A 19534-nucleotide genomic window follows, 5' to 3' on the forward strand; every position below is an offset into this window, starting at 1 on the left:
CTGCAGGAGCGGATCGCCACGCACCTCAAGGACGGTGCCCTGACCGTGGCCGCAGCCGGCCTGGAATCCAGGCCGCCCCCGACCCGCGGCCGTCCGCTTCCCCAACGGCGTGACTCTTCACGACGCCACGCCCACCATCTACCAGACACCCGCCGCGCTGCGGCGCGCCGGCCTACGGCCGACTGCCCCAGCCCCCGCGGGGGCCCACAGCACCCCGGCGCCACCCCGGCCGCCACCCCCGCGCCGCGCACCCGGCGGACCGGGTCTCCACCCCAGCACCCGCCCCCGCCGGACACGGACCCTGCCGGTCGCGTACCGGCTGCCGGCTCGGCCCGGGCCGAGCCACCGCCGGCCGCACCCATCGGACCCGCGACAGCCCCACCTCCCGGCACACCCCTTCCCCGGCCTCTCGACAGGAGCACCACCCATGGACACGAAGGAGCTGCAGCAGAAGATCGCCGCGTGCCTGGCAAACAGCACGCTGACCGTACGCCCCGAGACCCTCGGCACCCAGGACGCCACGAAGCTGCTGCACGCCTGGCTCCCCGACGGCCTGGTCCTCGGCGGCGCGCACCTGGAGAACACCGACACCGGCGTCAAGGCCACCGGGCAGATCAAGTGGCCCGGGGCGGCCCCGGCCGCGACCACCGCCGAATTCGGCATCGACAACGGGGCCGCCACCCTCTACGTGCCGATCCCGCTGCCCCTGACCTGGGTGTTCACCGCCTCCTTCCCGAAGATCCCGAAGCCGAACGCTCTGGACCTCCTCACCTACGCTCTCGACCCTCCCCAGCTCCTGCTGACCTCGCTCCCGCGCGCCGCCAACGACGAGTGCCCAGCCCTGCGGGCGGGCCTGAACTTCCACGCCCCCAAGGTCAGACTGCCCGCCGGAGCCGGAGCCCTTGCGGTCCTCGCGCCCCTCGACGAGAAGGACGGCACGCTCCCCCTCACCGGCCTCATCCTGCCCCCCGCCGCGAACGGCCTGCCCGGCATCGACCTGCGCTCCGGCAAGACGGCCCCGGGCACCGACCTGCACATGTCCTACTGGGTGTGGGCGGGCTCACGGAACCTGGACACCACGACCCCCGACTACGACGTGCAACTGCGTGCCGACGTCCAGATCGCCAAGGACCTGACCGTCGAGGTGGGCGGGTCCCTCCAGCCAGGACCCATCGTCTTCCAGCTCACGGCGCCACCGGCGGACGCCGTCCCGACCTCCGGCCTGAATGACTGGGCTGGCCTGGGCGAGGCCTTCACGAAAGCGGAGAAGAAGGGCTTCCCCCTCGGCGACAAGGTCCAGCTGAGCAGCCTGTCGATCACCATCAACACCGACATCCTCAAAACCGACGGCGTGACCAAGGCGCTCCAGACGGTCCAGGTCGACCTCGACTCCACCCCCAAAACGACCTGGAGCTTCGCGGGCGGCGACATCGAACTGACCGGTGTCGGGGCATCCCTGATCATCGACAGCCCTCTGCAGCCCTCCCGCAACATCCGGCTCATCGTCCGCGGCCACTTCAAGGTGGGAGGCAGCATCGCCCTCCTCGTCGACGGCGAGATCCCACCCGGCATCCTGACCGTGAGCGAGAACGCCCTCACCAACGCCCCCCTCACTGAGGTCGTGCGCCACTTCCTGCCCCAAGCCGACCTTGGCGGCATGCCCGGCATCACCCTCACCGACTTCTGGGCACAGATCACGCCCTCTGATGGCACCTTCAGCGTGCAGGCCCTTGCCATCATCACCGACGCCACCCTGGACCTCGGCGCCGCAGCGGTCACCCTCACCCAGGCCGGCTTCACACTCCAGTATGAGAAGTCCGGCTCCGGCGCGACCACCACAGCAGACCTGAGCGCCACCGCCGTCGTGGCCCCCCGCGGAAAGCCCCTCACCGACGGCATCAGGATCACCGCGGACTGCGCCATCCCCGGCGCGTTCCGCCTCACCGGCTCCTTCGACAAGAAGATCTCGCTGACCGACCTGATCGACCGCCTCGCCGCCGGCGCCGGCTTCACCCTGCCCTCCGGCATGCCCGCCGTCACCCTCAGCAACACCAAAGCGAGCGTCCAAGGCGGACCCCTCTGGGAACTGGGCCTGTCCGGCGAGGTCACCTACGACAAATACACGCTGGCCGTCGTCGGCAAGGCCGCCAGGCCCGCCGGTGACCCGAACGCCACGACGACCGTCCTGGTCGTAGGACTGTGGCAGAAGGACTGGGTGTTCTCCCCCCGCGACATCGGCGCCTGGAAAGAAAGCCTGCCGATCCTGGACGACCTCACCTTCACCGACTCCGGCCTGGTCGTCAGCACCGCCGACAAGCAACCCATCGACGTCGCCAGCACACACCCCCAGGGCCTGCCCGCCACGGTCGGCAAGGGCCTCACCTTCTTCTCCACCCTCGGCTTCACCGGCAGCCTCGCCTTCCTCGCCAAACTGTTCCCCGGCGCCAAGGGCATCACCGTCACCGCCCTCCTGGCCGCCCAGATCAAGAACTCCGAGTTCACCGCCGTCATCGCCCAGGGCGCCACCCTCAACGGCTTCGGGGCCCTCACCCTCACCGTGCGGCCCGCCACCGACGAGATCACCCTGAACACCTCCTTCGTCCTCGAGCTGCCCGCCATCGCCGGCAACGGAAAGCTCCAGCTCACCGGCCTAGGGGCCGTCAGCAAGCCCCCGAACGGCAACCTGACCTTCTCCCTGAAGCTCTTCCTCCATGCCATCAACACCTCCCGTGCCCCCGGAACGCTCCTGCCCGGGCAGCTCGCCCTCACCCTCGACGAGCCCGGCCACACCCTCATCACCGCCGACCCCGAACCCGAGGCCGCGTTCCTGCCCGTCATCGCCCCGCTCACCGGCGACCCGCACACCCTCGACAGCCTCCTGCGCGACCTCACATCGCTCGGCCACACCCCCCTGCCCGTCCTGCACACCGACGCCACCGACCCGACCGGCCCCTACAGCGCCGCGGCCGCGTACGCGCTGCTCATGCCCGCCCCGCCCGACCCTCAGGCCGGTGCCCTCCCGTCCGGGCCCGCGTACTACTTCGACAGCCCGCCCGCGTGGAAGAACGCCTTCGGCATCAAGAACTTCGACATCGAGTCCTTCTTCCTCGAGATCGGCTACGCCTCGCCGGCCCTGCTCCTCGGCGGCGGCGGACAGCTCAAGATCGGCAGCGGCGCCGACGCCGTCACCCTGGCCCTCGCCGTCGAGGGCACCCCGGACCCGCCCGACATCGCCGTCTTCGCCTTCGCCCTCAAACCCGAGGACGAGAAGAAGGGCGTCAGCCTCCACGACATCGTCGCCCTGGTGCTCACCCCGCCCGAAGCACTCGACATCCTGAAGAAGATCGTCATCCACAAGCTCGCCATCCGCCTGGTCACCGTCGCCGGCGGCAAGGTCATCGACAACGTCCTGTGGCCCCAGGGCCTGTACGCCGCCGGAGACATCGACTTCTTCGACAACAACTGGCGCTTCGAGATCAACGTCACCCCCACCGGCGTCTACGCCAAGAGCGACATCCAGAAGCCGCTGACCGTCAAGAAGCTCCTCACCCTCTCCGACACCGGCGGCACCAAAGGCCCCCAGTTCCTCCTCGACCTGACGAGCATCACCAGCGGGACCATCCCCAGCAAAGTGCTCGCCCTGTCCGGAAAAGTCACAGTCCTGGACGCCGCCTCCGCCGCCCTGGACGCGAGCCTGGGCAAGGACGGCTTCACCTTCGATGTCGCCGTCAAGGTCGGAGGCCTCAGCGCCACCCTCACGTGCGCCCTCGACCTGACCGCCGGCAAACTCACCGCCACCGCCACCGCCACCCTCACGTTCACGATCGACGCGCCCACGGGCTGGAACGTGCCCGGCACCCTCCTCGACGTCGACGCCACCGGCACCCTCAAGCTCACCGTCACCAAGGACAGCGCCACCGTCGACCTGCCGCTCAAAGCCAAGATCGGACTCGCCGGCGACCAGCTGCCCGAGATCGACCTGAACATCACCGGCCTGGGCATCACCAGCTTCAACGACGTGGCCAAGTACTTCACGGACACCCCCAGCCGTATCTGGGGCGAGCTCGGCAACATCGCCGAGGACATCGGCAACTGCGCGGTCAGCACCGCCGAGAATCTCCTGTAGAACACACCGCGGCCCCGCGCCCCGCCCATCCGCCCGGGGCCGCCGCACCAGGCGGACAGGCGGGGTGCCCGACACAGGCCTCCACCACCCGGTGCCGCCTGACGGGCGCTCGCACCGGGCCGCACCGGCCCACTCTCAGCATTCAGAATCTCTCCGTACATTCTGGAGATCCGCCGTCAGGGTCGCCGGGACCGTGGGGCGTTCCGGGTAGTCCCACGGAATCCTTCCCGCGGCTCCGTAGGGTCCCATGGCGCCGGTGACGTCCACCTCGACATCGAACGACTCCGGGAAGACCGACGGCGTCCCCCCCTGGGGCGTGGGGAAGTAGTTGACGTGGACCGAGAACTTATTGACCTGGCCCGGCTTGGCGGGGTTCTTCATGTCAGGCCTCAGGCACCAAGCGGCCACATTCTCGAACGTGCTGAACACACCTCTGTTCACCTTGCTCGTCTGCGGCACCAGGTTGTAGCGCCCGTCGGCGCCGAACAGCACGTAGGCGATCAGATGCCCGCCGTCCCACGTTGCCCCCATCGGAGGCTGTGCGACGTTAGCGTCCCGCGGGAGACCGCCGACGAACCGCTGGCAGGGTGCGTAGGTCGGGCGCCTTGCGCTCTGGTAGTTGACGGAGGGAGTACCGGGGAGGTCGCGGGTCCTGGGCTGCCCCACGAAGCTGGCGCTCGTCGGGCGGCCCTCAGCGTCGATCTCCCAGCGGAGCCGATGAGTCTGGTCCTCGAAGTAGCCGTCGGGCGGGAGGGGGTGCGGCAGGGGTCCGTAGAAGTCGGGGCAGCTGTACAACGTGGGCACGGGCGTGCGCCCCGCGGCGGAGGCCTGCGGCGCGGCGGGAACCACCGCCACCGCCGCCGCCAGCACCGCCACCGACACCGCACACACCACCCGGCGCGCAAGCGGTGTGCGGGGACGGGCCGGATCCGCGGAAGCGGTACGCGCGGGGCCGCGACCGGAATCCCGGCGGGCCACGACAGAGGGAAGACGCATGGGACACCTCGCTGACGAACTTCGATGGGTCCCCGAACCATTGGCCGTGGCGCGTCCCCGCCCAACGGGCCCGGCGTGCTTTCACCCGATGGCGACGCGAAAACCCCTGTAGCGGGCCAACCGTCGACGGTCGGTCTCCGCCCTCGGCGTAACTGGCAGGGCGCCGTACGCACGGCCACGTGCTCCCTAGCCCGGGGCCGGGGCAAGGAGGCCGTCGCGTCCACGCCAGCGACTTCGCGCTGCCCGGTGTGCACCCAGGCGCGTCGCGGGCGAGGACGGGGTCCGGCGTGAGTGCTGGACCCCGCCGCCGGGCCCCTGTCCACGGGAGCCCGGACGCGGACGGCATCCGCGGTCGCAGCCGTTGGGCCTGCGCGTGCCCCGGCGGCCGCGGCCACCCGCCGTCAGAGCGCGGCCGGCGGTGGCGCGGGAAGGCGGAACAGGACATGGCGGGCCTGCGCACCAGATCTTCCAGGAGGCCCTGGGCCGCGAGTTCACCCAAGGCGTGGCGCACCTCGCGGCAGGGGAGGGCGCCCATGACGGTGCGGACGTCCTCGGCGGACCTCAGGCACTTAGGGGAGTGGCTCCTGAGACCGAGGACCAGGCCCGTGGCCAGGGCCGTGGGCTCGTCCGCGGATGCTGGCGGCGGCTTCGGGGCGCGAGGACGAGGCCTGGAGGGTCGGCAACTGTTTCGCCCGACAGGGCGGCCAGGCGCGGCAGACCGGCGGCCGCGCCGCGCAGCCGCTCGTCCATCGGCGCCCAGGCGGCGGTTTCGCGGGCGCGGCGGTCGAACCCGGCCGCCAGGGCCTGGGCCGGGGCGGGGTCTTCGCCTCGCTCCAGGCCGGGGCGTCTCCACCCGGGGTCGTCGGGTAGCGGCGCTGCGGGGCGGGCACCGCGGACCGGTGGTGGTGAGAGCGCACACGGTGCCGCGGCCAGTCGGGGTGCGGGTGCCGCCGGGCGATCGCCCTTCGAGCAAGCCGGCCACGGACACGGCAGGATCGCTCGGCTGCTGCCTCCCGCGGGCGGGCCGGGCGGCGACGGCGCCCGGGAAGCGTGACCTGTCGAGGTGATGGCCGACACGCGCGCGGGTGTCCTCCACCGCCAGCTCCACCGCCCGCCGCCGGCCCACCAACCGCCGCGCCCCCAACAACCCCGCCGACTGGACCCCCAAGCGGCAAAACACCAACCACTGACCGCCACCCCACCCCACGCACCTCACCCGACCAGCAAAAACGCGGATCGCCCCTCACGAACCCGTGAGGGGCGATCCGCATCTTCAGACAACAAAACAGCCGGTCAACCCGACAAACTGTCGGATTGACCGGCTGCATTCGGTCGGATGACCTCTGAGGGTTCGTGGTCACGCAATGGGACAGGGGCGTGGTCACGAGTTGGCGGTGTCGTTGTCGACGTTCCGCCGGTGGGTGACCGAGAACCTCCCGGACGAGTCGGCCCGGTCGAAGGTGACGGTGCTGCGGGACGACGTCGAGCCGGGCTCGGAGGCCCAGATCGGCTACGGATTCCTGGGTCAGTGGATCAACCCGTCGTCCGGCAAGGGACGCACAGCTGATCCAGGCCACGGCGGTGAGCTCGGCCACCTGGACTTCTTGCAGGTCCTCTGCCAGGACGAGATCACCCGCCGCGAGACCGTCGCCTTCCAGCAGCGTCTACAGAAGACGAAGTTCGAGCAGCAGGTCACCTGGAGGAGTTCGACTTCACCGCTTCCCCGAAGCTGCCCGCGGCCCAGATCCGCGACCTGGCCGCCCTGCGCTGACTCCATGCCGGAAAGTCGGTGATCTTGTTCGGACCAGTGGGCGTCGGCAAGACACACGTCGCGCAGGCCCTCGGCCACCTCGCCGTCCGCCACGGCGCGAACGTCCGCTTCACGAAGACCAGCCGGGTCCTGGCCGAGCTCGCCGGCGGCCACGCGGACCGCACCTGGGACAAGCGCATCCGCGAGCTGATCCGACCCGATGTCCTCATCCTGGACGACTTCGCCATGCGGCAGCTGAGTGCGGCCCAGGCCGACGATCTCTACGAGCTGGTCTCCGAGCGGCAAGGGCGCTAGCTGATCATCACCAGCAACCGGGCACCCAGCGACTGGTATCCCCTCTTCCCCCACCCCGTCGTCGCCGAGTCGCTCCTGGACCGGCTGATCAACACCAGCCACCAGGTCATCATGAACGGCCCCAGCTACCGGCCCAACAAACGCCCACGCACCCCGACCGCCCCGACTGAGCCAAGCCAATTGGCCTGACTTCAGTACAGCCTGACTCTTGACCGGACTGAATTCAGGCCATACCGTCGTGGGTATGAACACCGCAGACATCACCGCCGACCTGCGGTCGGCCCGCGACAACCTCCTGGGCGAGAGGCACATCCTCATCCACGCGATGGCCCACGCCTCGCGACACGGCTTGTCGGCCAAGGAGATCGCCAGGCTGGTGACCCCCGCCTTCGGCCGGGACCAGGTCCTGCAGTATCTCGCCGTCGTCGCCCTGCACGACGCCGCTGACAAGGCCCTAGTCGAGGCTGGCCTCGACGACTTCGTCGACGTGTCGGTCACGGGCATCGACGCGCCGCGCGAGGCCCGCCTGAACCTCGTCGCCGACCCGGCCGAGACGCCGGACTTCGCAACCCTGCCGGGGCGGATTCGTGATGCACTCCGCGACTTCCTGATCACCCTGGACGTCTCTCAGGGCTACCCCCTGGGCGAGGACTACCCCAAGGGAGGAGACGAGCGGGTCCTCGCCGGCTTCGTCGACGAGGTCCTGCTCGATGGCGAGCCCGTGCGCCTCGCTCGAATCGAGCCCCGCGCCTGACGTCGACATGCCCCGGGGGTGGGGAATTACGTGAACTTACCCCCGGGGAATTCCGTGAGCGTCCACAGACAGGGCAATACGCTGAAGCGTCCGCCACCAGTACCGCCGGGTGTGGCGCCGCAGTTCGACCAGGTCGAGAGTCTCGACGGCCAGCGGCACCGGCGCGAGAGCGCGCAGCGGCTCGACGGCGTCGATGAGGGGGCGTGCCGGCCGGTCGGCGGGGTTGTATCCGATGCCGAGGTGTGGACGCCACCGCCCGGTGCTCGTGCCTCCGGGGACACCGAGGTCGCGTCCGGCCGCGGTGAGCTGCTGATGCAGGTGCACCAGGCCGGTCCACGGCGCGATGGAGAAGCGGACCGCTCCGCGTGATCCGCTGAGGGGATGTGCCGACAGGGCCAAACGGGGAAGCCCGACCTGGCGGACGCGGTCGGCGAGGGCGTCCACGGTCCGGGCCGGCACGTCGTTGGTGTCGCCGATGCGCAGGACCGTGAGGTGCAGGCCCTCGGACGGTGTCAGGTCGAGCCCCATGTGCTGGAGGGCGCGCTGGCACTGCGCCGCCCGGTCGGCGAGCTGCTGGTGCCCGTCGAAGGTCAGCATCCAGTACAGGCGCCGGGTGCTGCTGTCCCAGCCGGGGCGCTCCCAGTGGTTCACCAGGCGGTCGAGCCTCGCGTAGGCGTCCCAGTCGGCGCGCACGATGGTGGCCGCGTCGTCCAGGTCGGACGGCGGTTTGGTCGGAAATGCCTTGTCAGCGGGTACCAGGGCCACGTCGCCTCCTCCGCCGGCTCAGGCAGCGCCGGGGATCCGGGTGCTCCCAGCGACGGTACCGGCGGTGGGGTGTGCGCGGAAGGCACGCAGTTGCTCGGCGAAGCCGCCGACCGCCGGTTCGCTCTTCCAGCGGGCGGCGCGCGCGTAGAGCTCGACGCCGCGCAGCCACACGGATCGGATCGGGGTCGTGGTGCCCGACCCCAGCGCCCGCCGCCCGAGATCCATGGCCATCTCCACGTCCGGCTGCGCCTGTTCGAGCAGGGCGGTGGCGACGTCGAGGCCCACCAGGGAGCGGCTCCACACGGAGTCGGAGCCGGCGAGCAGCGGTTCGAGCTCCCGGGCCCGGTCGAGGACCTGGTCGGTGTCCCCGACGGACAGGTGGGCGGTGACGACGTTGGCCAGTGTGCGGGCCGCGGAGTACGGCGCGAACGCGATGCACGACGTCAGCCCGGGAGGAACGTCGTGCCGGTCCGAGAGCTGCAGGGCCTGGTCGATGGCGTCCAGGGCCTCTCGGCGTTGGCCGGCGCGGGCCAGGGCCCTGGCCCGGCCGTTGGCCAGCAGGCGGATCGCCTGAGGATGCTCGGGAGCGAGGGCGACGCCGGCGGCCGCCGCCTCGTCGGCCAGGTCGTAGCGGCCCTGGTAGTAGTAGCCGAGCGATCGCGTGCCCAGTGCCCACATCTGCAGGCCGCGGTCACCGACCTCTGCGGCGAGTTCCAGCGCCTCGGTGCTGTAGGCCTGGGCGGCGGCCGGCCGGTTGGCGTTGGTGGCCATGTAGCCGAGGAGCCCGGAGACCTGGCCGGAGAGACGGTACAGCTCGGTGCGGGTCCGGTGCGGCTGATGGCCGGCCAGCAGGGTGTGGAGCATGCCGCGCAGCAGTTTGGCCTCGCCGACCAGCTGGTGGGGCCCCAGCCGCTCGTAGCGGTCCACGATGCCAGTGATGGCGGTGCGGGCCATGGCGAGGACGGCGGCGTCGGTATTTGAGGCGGTGAGCAGCCGGGTCTGATCCCGCACCTGCTCGGGGTCGTCGAACTCCAGGGCGGGGGGCTCGGGCGGAACCAGGTCGTCATCAAGGCCGGCCTCCAGCGGGAGGCCGAAGGTGTCCGGGTCTACCAGTTCGAAGAGCGTCGCGACGGGCATGGCGAACAGGTACTTGAGGACCTGACCGACCTCGATGGTAGGGGCGGTGCGTACCCCTTCGGACATCCAGCGGCTGAAGGTGCGTCGGCTGACGGTGACGGTCCGCAGCGACGGCCGGTCTTCCTTGTCGGCCGCGGTTAGCGCGGCCCTGGTGAAGCGGAGGTCGAACACCTCGAATTTCTGCCACCCCTTTTCCAGGACGAGAAGCCGAAACCTGGGGACCAGCTCGCCCATCACGTGCTCCTGTCAGTCATCGGGCTCTCCAACGGGTCGTGTCGCGCCCTCGCCTGTCAGCACCCGCAAGGTCCCAGAGAGGGACGGCCGACAGCTTCGCTGGCGGTGGAGGCCTGGAGCCCCAGGACGAGCAGGTGGGTCGTTCGGCCACGTGATCGACCGTCGCGAAGTCGGCTCCGACAAGGTCCGGCCACAGGTGCAGGAGCAGGAGGTCTCGATCTCACCGGCGTGCATGTCTTCGCGGGCGGTGCTCTCCAGGCCTGCGGCCGTGTGAGCCGCTGCCCAGTCCTCGCAGCGCGGGAACAAGGCCATGCGCGGGCACGCAGTGCAGGCCGATCGCCCCCGGGTCGCCTGCAGCGCCGATCCGCTCGGCCTGCTCCCCCGCGTGCGCCTCGGCCTGGCGAATCGCGCACAGCGCCGGTCGCCGGTGCTGTCCCCGGCCGACTGCCATGCCCGGCCGGCCAGTGACACGGCCGCAGCCGCGTTCCCGCGCTCGACGGCTCCCTGCGCCTGTCGCATACGAGCTCACCACCCTTCCACGGTGCCTGGAGAGCTGCCGGGATACGGAGCACCGGGTCGGCACCGCCGGCCACGCCTGGGAGCTTGGGTTGCCTTCGCATCGCCGAGCTGGCGCGAACCATCGAGGCCACCCCCTGAGAGCCGACCTCGGAGCACGCCGAGCAACCCAGGGCGACCGCACCGGTACGCTTCGTCGAGAACCAGAATGTCCGTCAGATCGCGCTGGGGCAATGCGATTCACCAAATTGATGGCGCAAATTGCTTCAGTGCCCCTTGTCCGTGTAGGGCTGATCCGGGGAGACTGCCGCCATGCCCACCAGACAGGCCACGACCTCAGCCGCCCGCAAGGAGCTCGGCGACCTGCTGCGCCGCTTGCGCGGCCGGCAGGGGCTGACCGGACCGCAGGTCGCCGAGGCCACGGGCATCGACCCGGGCACCCTCAGCCGCTACGAGACGGGCCGGCGCAGGATCGAACCCCCGACCGTCCGGGCACTGCTCGACCTCTACGATGCCGCACCCTCCGCACGCGAGACCGCGGCCTCGCTATGGGAGGCGGACTCGGCCGTCAAAGCGCGCCCCGCGTGGTGGATGCGCCGCGGCTTCACCCTGCCGGAGGACTTCGGCCAGTACCTCGCGGACGAGCAGGAAGCCCGCCGGATCCGCTCCGTGGAGCTCCACCTTCCGCCCGGCCGTCTGCAGACCGAGGAAGTTGCCACCGCGGTGATCGCAGGCATGCGCCCCGACCTGACCCGCCGCGAGGTCACCGAACTGGTGGACCTGCGCATGCGCCGCCAGGTCGAGACGCTCAGCGCGGAACAGGACATCCTGCTCGGACCGTCCGTCCTGGCTCTCCCGGGCCTCGCTCCCCGTGCCGCGCGCCGGCAGATCGAACGGCTCCTCGAAGCCGCTCAGCAGCCCGGATTCACTCTGCGTGTGCTCCCCTCCGATCTCCCCTACCACCCCGGCCTTGCCGCGCCGTTCGTGCTGATGGACCCACCGGTCGGTGGCCCCACCGTATGGGTGGAGCTCATGGATCGGAGCATCCGGCTCCCCGACGCTTCCGTAGAACGCTATTCGGCCGCCTTCACCGCGATCGCGGCGTATGCCCTCACGGTCCCCGCCACCCTTGACCACCTCACCCGACTGATCACGGAGCACGCATGATCCACGAACCGCTGGCACCGAGTCCTGCCGTCCCGAGGCCGGCTGCCGGGCTGAACTGGGTGAAGTCCAGCCACAGCGGCGGCGGCGGGAACTGTGTCGAGGTTGCCGCAGGCGGCCACCTGTACTACATCCGGGACTCGAAGGATCCGTACGGTCCATCTCTGGCCGTCACGCCTCAGGCGTACGCCGGGTTTCTCCTCGCCGTCGCAACTGGTGAATTCGACAGTCCCGAGTAGGCCGGCAACGGGTATGCCGTTCGCACGCCGAGCAGGAGTTCGAAGCCACGCACGCCCTCAGCCGACGGTTCGACTCACCGACCAGCCGGTGGCGCATCGACCAGCAGACCCGCCCTCATCATGATCACTGCCGTTGTCCGTCCGCTTCTCACCCCTCCTCGTGCTTCGGGCGGCCCTGACCGGCGTCAGGAGGTGTTGCCGACCGGTGCGCCTCCGTTGCCGCAACGCCGGACTGCCGAGGGCACGCGGCAACAGCTGGCCGGCCAGTGCGACTCGCAGCCGTCCGACGTCCCGGCAGCGCCGGTTGGGTGTGTCGGCACCGCGTGTGCCGGGGCGGTGGCGAGGAGCGCTTGGGCGCGTTGCTGGAAGGCCTCGTCGTGGCCGATGATTCGGTCTTCGATGCCGGAGCGGACGGTGCGGGCGTCGCCGTGAGCAAGGTCGGCGAGTCGGGCGAGCTGGTCGTCGTGCAGGGCGGCTATTCCGAGCGCGTCCAGGGCGTCACAGGCACCGTGGGGATCGGCGTCCGTTTCGGCGGCCGCGAGCGCGGCCGCGACCTCGGCGCACGGGCCGGGGGCCAGTGCGGATACGAGGCCGGCATCGCTGTGCCCGGCGACGGCGACCAACAGGCAGCCCTCGCGCACTGTGAGCGCGAGATGGATGTCCGGATCGTCCTGGACGAGGGGGTGCGAAGCAGCGGCAACGCGTGTCCACGCGCCCGGCTCGAGGACGCGCAGCAGCCCGTCCGCGCCGCGGGTCATGGAACGGGAGCCGCGCAGGACCTGGTTGACGGACGCCTCGACCGACTCGGCCGGGGACTGGCACCCCGGGCAGTAGACCGCTCTGAGGACTCCCCGATCAAGGACGGCGTTCCACTCGGCCTGGTCGCCGGCTTCGGCATAGCTGCGCCTGCAACGCGAGCAACGGATGGAATCGGTGGTCTGCGCGCTCATGGGTGGCATCGTGCCCGATCACGTAGTCCTCTCGGGACCAATCCACCGAAGGAGGTCAAGATCGGGTCTTCGGCTTGACACCGCCTGCTGTTCTCGGCTGCGCCGTGTCGGCGGATCTGGGCGCGGACGCCGGTGGCGGGGCCTGGGATTTCACGCCCCGCCACCGGCCGGGGAGTCACATGGCGAGGTAGTCGGCGACGAGGACGGCGAAATCCGCGGGGGTGACGATGGGGAGGCCGAGTTCCTTCGCCTTGTCGCGCTTGGACCCGGCCTTGTCCCCGGCGACGACGAGGCTGGTCTTCGCGCAGACACTGCAGGTGGCCCTGCCACCTGCGGCTTCGATCAACTCGTTCATCTGGTTGCGCGACAGGGCGGCCAGCGGGCCGTCCATGGCGCCGGCCACCGCGACCTTCTTCCCCGTGAGGGGGCCGGGCTTGTCCGCGTCCCCGACACCGGCCAGTCGCTGGAAGGAACAAACGTGCGTCTTGCCAAACCGGGCTGGCTCCTGAGGCACGAAAACGCCCCGGTGAGTCGGGCGTTTTCGTGTGTACGCTCAGGTCAGCGCAGGCCGTCTGTGTCGTCGAATTCTTCGCCGACCGGGAGTAGCCGATGACTGCCCCCTTGGTCCTCGCCGTAGATGACCGCGGAGACCGCGCTGTCGTAGGCGCCGTTGAGGCCGTTGCCGCTTGTGCCTAACATGTTCTCCCAGTCGATTCCCATGCCTACGAGCCTAGCTGTACTGCTCGAGGAGCACGGAACTGCCGCTCGGGATCGGCGTACACCGTCATCGGGTTCGAGCCCCTGCACTCTCCCACTCCGAACAACAACGGTTTTCATAGCTTCTGCACCTGCTGGCACAGGTTGACTGTCACTGTGTCTTTCTCCCGCAGCAGCTAATCCTCCCTCGCGAGCCGGCCCAGCTCGCGGGGCTTGGGCGAGCTCCAGGGCCAGTGGGGCCGGCGGGCATTTCGGGCTGCCGCGCACAGGTGTGCGGTCATCTGCCCGGGGGCTACGTAGGGGCTGATAACGCTTCGTTTTGGAGCCTCATCAGGGCCGGGCGAAGTCGACCCTGTTCAGCAGGTTCCACTGCCAAGGGTCGGAAGGCGCGGCAGTGATCGGCCTGTCAGGCACGCCGACAGGGGCGGCTTCGACGCTGCCGGCGACTCTTCGGTTACCACCAAGCAGAGCCCAAACGGTTCACGGGGCGATCTCGGCGGGCGAGGCGGGCAACCTGCCGTACGGATGGAATGCCCCCTGGCTCGCACGAGGAGGAGCGGTGTGGAACCCATCGTTCTGCCGTGCTGCGGTACCACTCGCCGTGCCCAGACCCATTGCACCCCCGGTGGCGGCCGTTCAGGAGTTCTCGGCCGCCGAGTTCAATCCGTCCGGGGACTACGTCGACGGCCACCGGGGTCGCGGACCGATGCCGGGCCTTCGGGAGAGAGTGTGACCAGAGCCGACCGGTGGTGGAAGCCCGAGACGGTGATTGTCTACGCCCGGGAGTTCGGCCAGGCCGTCCGGAACAGCGTCATGACCCTGGGCCTGGGACCTCTCCGGCCGGCTTGTTGCGGACATCACGCATCCGGGCGTCGAGAGCGGCCTGGGTCTCAGGGTCGAGTTCGTAGCCGCCGACGGTTTCAGGGTTGACGTCCAGCGCGTGAGAGCGGAAGCCCTCCCGCTCGGCGGAGAGCTGCTGGACGGTCCGGGTGATCCGGTGAATCTTCTGGCGCAGCCTCTCCCATTCCTGCTCGGCGAGGGCGAGTTCGGCGAGCTGGTTTTGGATCTCAGCCTCGTTCTCCCGGGCGTAGCTATCGCTGATCAGTGTGATCAAAGGAATCCCGAGCGCCTTGGCGGCGGTGACCGCCTCATCTAGTCTCACCGCGCGGGTCTGCTGCTCGATGCGCGTGATGGCGGTGGCGTCAAGGTTCGTGCCGAGCAGTACGGACATACGGCGCGCCAGCTCCGCCTGGCTGATGCCGAGGCGTTCGCGTTCTTGACGGAGTCGGCGGGCGAAAAGGTCCCCGGGCAGTGGGTTCATGGCGTATCGCACTTCCTGGTCAAGATCGCGGTTGACGGGGCGTGTGGGGGTGGCCGCCTCGAAACTGAGCAGGCCAGCGTCGCAGCAGTGCTGGGGCAGCACACTACACATCTGACACTGCGGATTCCACAGGAGTCCACCACGACCTGCGGTCGACCGTTGCGGCGTCGATTCGCCTCGCTTCTGAGCACCTCTCGACTACTTGTCGATAGCCTTTCGCGACCCTCTGATGCATGCAGTTCGAATGGGGTACATTGGCCACTACAGACGCACACATACATGAGCCGACAGGCGGGTCGGCGACATAAAGCTGACCACTCAAGCTCTATCTGCTCCCACCCGTGTGGGCGACCTGCGCTTGTCGCCTTGTGACTCGCTGCCATGTCACCGAATGATCCTAAAGGCGAGAGGAAAGAACTATGACGAAGATCTACGAGGCAGCGGCCCTCACACAGGCCTCCCTGCCGAGCGCAGGCTGGGACCTGACGAGCTTCCTGCAGAACACCAAGTCCCAGATCGAGCTCTGGGGCGGTCTTCTGCTCATGCTGCTCGGCGCTGCCGGCTTGGTATGGGGCGGTGTGCTTCTGATCAAGAAGCTGATGGCCAACCCGCAGTCTGGAGGCAACCAGCAGGGCTGGACCACGATCGCGCTCCTCATCCTCGTCGGCGGAGCCCTGGGTACCGGTGGGTGGTCGCTGATCTCGACGATCGGCTCTGGCGGCCAGAAGACCATCACGGACCTCGGCGGAGGCACGGTGATCGTCCAGACCGCCGATCAGGTCGACGGGTTCCTGAGCAGCCCTTCCAAGTAGGAGGCCGTCACAGACCGTGCACACGACCGGGAACAGGGGCGTCGAACGAACCGGGTCGGTTGAGGTGCAAGGCCTCCTCCGATCCGGTTCGGCATTTCCGGGACCGCAGCACAGCGCAGGCACGAAGGAGAGCAGAACATGGGGATCAAGGACAAGGCACTGGCCTTCAACAGGAAGTTCAAGCTCGACTCGCACCACGCGATCGAGCGCTTTGGGGTGTTCTTCGGCATCTTCGCGGTCACGGGTGCGATCGCGATCAGCACATCGGGGGCGTTGGCGTACCAAGCGGAGCGTGACTTGCTATCGCAGACGGCGCTGTACACCAGCGACTTCAAGACGTCGAAGACGAACCTCGACGGCACCGTCGACGGGGTCTACACCAACAAGAGCGGCAACAAGACGCTCGTGATGATGCATTTCAGTCCGACTGCTCAGATCTCGTACAACGCCGCGGACTACAAGGCGTTCCTGCTCGGGTCGGACACCTCACTGAACAGCAAGCCGGTCAGCACCAGCGGGATCAAGGGCTCCTTCTACGCCTTCGGCTCCACCGGCTACGTCGGGGTCCTCCTGAATGCCGACCGGCCCTTCGACCGCCAAGTGCTGAACCTGACGGTCCGCGCGAACGCCGAACTCACCACTCCCGGAGCGAAGCAGACGCAGAGCAGCGGCAAGCTGGCCGGCGACGAGACCTTCTCCAAATACGACCAGTGGCGGGTCTTCTTCAACCCCGGCGCGTCCGGCGTCCAGAAGATCGCGGCGCTCGACGCCCTGGCCTTCGACCCTTCGCAGGCCTACTACGAGGTCGCGCTCAAGGCGAAGGAGACCGAAGCCAGGGATGCCCTGGACCAGAAGCTCGTCGAGATGCGCACGAATCTGACACAGATTCAGTCCTACACGTCCGACCTGCAGACGACGAAGCTCGACGGTCTGTTCCTGCGCCCGCCGACCGTCCCGGCCTCGATCGCCACCGACAAGATCACGGGCGTCTCCGCAGCTGAAGCGAAGGACGGCGTCTCGACGCTGGCGCTGCAGACCGCGCACGTCGTCCCGGGCGGCTTCGACCTCAACTGGCGTCCAGGCAACGTCTACGACGGCTACCTCCACGCCCTGGTGCCGACTGGACAGAGCTACGCCCAGTTCTTCACCAAGAAGCGTGACGGAGGCTCGGATCCGACCAGCCGTCAAACCTCGGACATGCAGTGGATTCTCTCGGACGGCACCAGCCTCACCAGGGACTACCAGTCCTCTGACGTGACGATGCGCCCGCTCATGAACATCATGAACAACCTTTCACAGGCGTATCAGAACTACTCCAGGAACAAGTCCCAGTACGAATCGGACCTCTCCCTCGACCTGCTCCGACTGGACGTGAGCTTGAGGGATGTGCAATCCAACAGCACCATTTGCAACGACAAGGACTTCCTCACCACGCTCTATTGAGCGCGGCAAGTAGGTGACGCAACCCACCACCTGGCATTGAGCAGGAAAGGAAGACGACATGGTCGCCGACAAGCCGAATCAAAGCCCCAAGAAGGAAACGGCGAAGGCCCAGCCGAACACGTCGGTGAGCCAGGGGATGCCCCGGCAGGGTCGTGGGACCAAGGGTCTCGGCCTTAAGGAGGGCACCGAGGGCCTACCCGAAGGCGAGGCCTGCGTGCCAAAGCAGTCCACGGGGCCGGGAGCTGATTTTTCCGGCCCTTCTGGCGCGGCGAACACTCCGCCGAAGATGCCGGACGCGGCAAGCACCGCAGAGACCACAGATGGTGCAGCGACCGCAGGCAAGGCGACTGGCGCCGCGAATACCCGGTCGAAGATCAAGCAGGGCATGAACGGCGTCGCCGGGATCATGGCCGGAGGCGCGACCCAGAAGGTGATCGAGGGAGACGGCAACAGCGCGACCCGCCGTAACGCCGGGCGCTACGCGGGGGCTGCCGTCTCCGGTGCCGTGGCAGGCGCACAGGCCGGCGGGCTTCCGGGAGCTGCCATTGGTGCAGCGAAGAACGTCGGAGTCGAGGGGGCCCAGGGCGCGGTCAAGGGCGTGTCCAAGGTCACCGGCGGCGGCCCAGCAGCCAAGCCTGCCGACCAGCGTGAACTGGGTGCCGGCGGCACGGGCTACGAGCGCGGCGCGCCGAAGGGCGACGAGGGTCTGGGCTCGAAGGCGGCTAAGGGCGTCGCCGTCGGCGGTGGCGCGGCCGCTGCCCCGCCGGCCATGGGGGTAGTCATGGCCATGGCCTTCCTGAACTGGCTGAAGGCCATGTTCTTCGCGGCCATGGCGACGGCTGTCAACGCCGGGAAGCTGCTGTGGACACTCTTCGTCAACACCCTCAAGGCGGTCGGCCACGCGATCGCTGCACCGTTCATGGCGATCGGCAGCTTCATAGCCAACACGGCCGGCGCGGTCTTGGGTGTCACGGTGACGGCCACGGTGGCCCCCGTCACTGCCGCGGTGACGGGCATAGCCGCGGTGACGGCCACCGTGGCCCTGCTGGGCACGGTCCTCACGGGCGTCCTCAACTCGACAGCGCAGACCGAGGGCAGCATCAACGCGAACGGAGCAGCGTGCGCCGTCAACGCAGGCAGCGTCGGCAACGGCTCCGGGGCTGCCGTACCAGCGGACGTGGAGAAGAACGCCAAGGAGATCTACTCGGTACTCAGCAGCTGGGGGATGCCGAAGGAGAACATCGCGGGCATCCTCGGCAACTGGTCACAGGAGTCCGGGGTCGACCCGACGAGCGTACAAAACTTCCCCACGGGGACCTACACCATGACCGCCGCGAAGGCCAGCGCCGCACAGAACACGGACAACGGCATCGGTCTCGGACAGTGGACGGGCGGCCGTAACACATTGCTCCGCCAATACGCGAAGAGCAAGGGCGTCGACTGGTTCACGATCAAGGCTCAGGCAGCGTTCATGGTCGATGGTGACAACCCGGGCGATGCCACGGTCCTCAAGGACATGCTCAAGAGGTCGCAGGGCTCGCCGCGCACGGCAGCGCTGCACTTTCACGAGAACTGGGAGCGCTCCGCCGACGGCGCGGCCGGGCTCACCGCGCGAGGCGACAAGGCCGAGATGTGGTTCGGCAAGATGAGCGGCTGGTCGGTCGACAGCTCGATCGTGGGCGGCGTCGAGAACATCGTCGGCGGGATCATCGAGAACATCGTGGACGGAATCAACACGATCCTGGGCAACTGCACCTCCCAGGGCGGCAGTCCCGTCTCACTGAAGAACGGCGGGATGACGCAGGAGGACGCCCAGGGCCTCGTCGACCTCTTCAACAAGGAGGGCAACAAGTTCCTCGACGATCGGTACGGTCCGGGCGGAGGCCCTGGCTCCTGCGGCGACAACCACGCGATGAACTGTGTGAGCTTCTCCACCTACTTCGTGAACAAGTACACGACGTTCCAGACCTACCCGGTCGGCGACGGCAAGGAGACGGCGTACACGATTGCGAGGGAGGCCGGCAAGCAGATGTCCTCGACTCCGACGGCGTACTCGGTGGGCTCCGGCCCGAGCTCGGCCCCTGCCGGTCACACTCTCGTGGTGCTGGGCGTCCAGGGCGACAAGGTCATCCTCGGCGAGGCTGGCTACTGCGCCTTCATGGGTCGGGTTCGCATCGACAGTGCGGCGCGGATGATGGCCGAGGGCTGGAAGTTCGTCGACATGTCGGATTCCATGCTCCCCTCCGACAAGATCAAGAGGGCCTGATGCGCTGCATCTGACCTGGGAGCGAGAGG

14 protein-coding genes and 2 pseudogenes are annotated in these 19534 nt (G+C 68.8%); 9 read left to right on the forward strand and 7 right to left on the reverse strand.

Translation table 11 applies throughout. The features are described 5' to 3' along the window. Positions 1–427 precede the first annotated feature (427 nt). The gene (locus BU198_RS25005; RefSeq protein WP_188299116.1) at positions 428–4126 is read left to right on the forward strand and encodes a hypothetical protein; all 3699 of its coding nucleotides are present in this window, start codon (positions 428–430) and stop codon (positions 4124–4126) included. Positions 4127–4261: 135 nt separating this feature from the next. On the opposite strand, the gene BU198_RS43925 is transcribed toward BU198_RS25005, so the two are convergent. Then, the gene (locus BU198_RS43925; protein ID WP_188299117.1) at positions 4262–5008 is read right to left on the reverse strand and encodes a DNA/RNA non-specific endonuclease; all 747 of its coding nucleotides are present in this window, start codon (positions 5006–5008) and stop codon (positions 4262–4264) included. Positions 5009–6543: 1535 nt separating this feature from the next. On the opposite strand from BU198_RS43925, the gene BU198_RS43930 reads away from it, so the two are divergent. The 3 genes and pseudogenes from BU198_RS43930 to BU198_RS25025 all read left to right on the forward strand — a co-directional run bounded on the left by BU198_RS43930 (position 6544) and on the right by BU198_RS25025 (position 7941). Beyond that, positions 6544–6915 carry a hypothetical protein gene (locus BU198_RS43930; RefSeq protein ID WP_317620311.1) on the forward strand — a complete coding sequence of 124 codons (372 nt, stop codon included), beginning with the start codon at positions 6544–6546 and terminating at the stop codon, positions 6913–6915. Positions 6916–6929: 14 nt separating this feature from the next. Next, positions 6930–7376: pseudogene (locus tag BU198_RS42515) on the forward strand (ATP-binding protein). 55 nt (positions 7377–7431) lie between these two features. After that, positions 7432–7941, forward strand: coding sequence for a hypothetical protein (locus BU198_RS25025; RefSeq protein WP_188299118.1), 510 nt, complete (start codon positions 7432–7434; stop codon positions 7939–7941). A 36-nt stretch (positions 7942–7977) separates the two neighbouring features. Here BU198_RS25025 and BU198_RS25030 read toward each other — a convergent pair whose 3' ends face one another. Continuing rightward, a complete protein-coding gene (locus BU198_RS25030) occupies positions 7978–8706 on the reverse strand; it encodes a 2'-5' RNA ligase family protein (protein WP_188299119.1) in 729 nt (242 codons plus the stop codon). A gap of 18 nt (positions 8707–8724) precedes the next feature. Beyond that, a complete protein-coding gene (locus BU198_RS25035) occupies positions 8725–10077 on the reverse strand; it encodes a hypothetical protein (RefSeq protein ID WP_188299120.1) in 1353 nt (450 codons plus the stop codon). An 828-nt stretch (positions 10078–10905) separates the two neighbouring features. On the opposite strand from BU198_RS25035, the gene BU198_RS25040 reads away from it, so the two are divergent. Both BU198_RS25040 and BU198_RS25045 read left to right on the forward strand, forming a co-directional pair. Next, positions 10906–11760 carry a helix-turn-helix domain-containing protein gene (locus BU198_RS25040; protein ID WP_188299121.1) on the forward strand — a complete coding sequence of 285 codons (855 nt, stop codon included), beginning with the start codon at positions 10906–10908 and terminating at the stop codon, positions 11758–11760. Continuing rightward, positions 11757–11996 carry a DUF397 domain-containing protein gene (locus BU198_RS25045; protein ID WP_188299122.1) on the forward strand — a complete coding sequence of 80 codons (240 nt, stop codon included), beginning with the start codon at positions 11757–11759 and terminating at the stop codon, positions 11994–11996. Before BU198_RS25040 ends, BU198_RS25045 begins: the two co-directional genes overlap by 4 nt. A 185-nt stretch (positions 11997–12181) precedes the next feature. On the opposite strand, the gene BU198_RS25050 is transcribed toward BU198_RS25045, so the two are convergent. The 4 genes and pseudogenes from BU198_RS25050 to BU198_RS25065 all read right to left on the reverse strand — a co-directional run bounded on the left by BU198_RS25050 (position 12182) and on the right by BU198_RS25065 (position 15086). After that, the gene (locus tag BU198_RS25050; RefSeq protein ID WP_188299123.1) at positions 12182–12946 is read right to left on the reverse strand and encodes a hypothetical protein; all 765 of its coding nucleotides are present in this window, start codon (positions 12944–12946) and stop codon (positions 12182–12184) included. A 175-nt stretch (positions 12947–13121) separates the two neighbouring features. Then, positions 13122–13376 (reverse strand): annotated as a pseudogene (locus BU198_RS25055) (BRCT domain-containing protein); the annotation flags it as partial. 128 nt (positions 13377–13504) lie between these two features. Continuing rightward, positions 13505–13666, reverse strand: coding sequence for a hypothetical protein (locus tag BU198_RS25060; protein WP_188299124.1), 162 nt, complete (start codon positions 13664–13666; stop codon positions 13505–13507). Positions 13667–14474: 808 nt separating this feature from the next. Further along, positions 14475–15086: a helix-turn-helix transcriptional regulator gene (locus BU198_RS25065; RefSeq protein WP_317620312.1), complete on the reverse strand. Its 612-nt coding sequence runs from the start codon at positions 15084–15086 to the stop codon at positions 14475–14477. A gap of 317 nt (positions 15087–15403) precedes the next feature. On the opposite strand from BU198_RS25065, the gene BU198_RS25070 reads away from it, so the two are divergent. The 3 genes from BU198_RS25070 (at position 15404) to BU198_RS25080 (ending at position 19505) form a co-directional block, all read left to right on the forward strand. After that, positions 15404–15796 (forward strand): hypothetical protein, encoded by a 393-nt coding sequence (locus BU198_RS25070; RefSeq protein WP_188299125.1) that lies wholly within the window; start codon positions 15404–15406, stop codon positions 15794–15796. Between the two features lie 138 nt (positions 15797–15934). Next, positions 15935–17239 carry a hypothetical protein gene (locus tag BU198_RS25075; RefSeq protein WP_188299126.1) on the forward strand — a complete coding sequence of 435 codons (1305 nt, stop codon included), beginning with the start codon at positions 15935–15937 and terminating at the stop codon, positions 17237–17239. Positions 17240–17297: 58 nt separating this feature from the next. Next, on the forward strand, positions 17298–19505 hold the full coding sequence (locus BU198_RS25080) for a phage tail tip lysozyme (RefSeq protein WP_188299127.1): 2208 nt from the start codon (positions 17298–17300) through the stop codon (positions 19503–19505). Positions 19506–19534: the final 29 nt, after the last annotated feature.

Source organism: Streptomyces sp. CBMA156 (assembly GCF_014596515.1).
Lineage (GTDB): Bacteria > Actinomycetota > Actinomycetes > Streptomycetales > Streptomycetaceae > Kitasatospora.